The following is a 313-nucleotide window of genomic DNA, read 5'->3' on the forward strand; positions in this document are numbered from 1 at the left end:
AATATCATATTCAATAATTTCAAGAGGGGCTATGCTTATAAATTATAGTAACAATGTTGTTAATCTCTCTCTAAAAATTACAGGAGAGTTAATTTTTAATCCACCGACTTTCTATGCTGATTTAAAATCATTAGAAAGGGAACTTCCTGCAGGAAGGGAAGACATACGGAATAAAATTATACACTATATAGAGAATGATAGTGTAGTAAGAATAGATACAAAAATTATTTTTGATTAAATATTCAGAACTGGCAAATTCTCTGACACATAGAAGGTCTTAAAATTTGACATAGAATCAATTGTTTATCTAAAA

1 protein-coding gene is annotated in these 313 nt (G+C 27.8%); it reads left to right on the plus strand.

What is annotated here, in order from left to right; genetic code table 11:
• Positions 1 to 238 (plus strand): hypothetical protein (locus X919_RS16850; protein WP_036917284.1); only part of this gene is annotated, 238 nt, incomplete at its 5' end.
• Between the last annotated feature and the right edge of the window lie 75 nt (positions 239 to 313).

The sequence above is a fragment of the Prevotella sp. HJM029 genome, assembly GCF_000599605.1.
In the GTDB taxonomy this organism is placed as follows: domain Bacteria; phylum Bacteroidota; class Bacteroidia; order Bacteroidales; family Bacteroidaceae; genus Prevotella.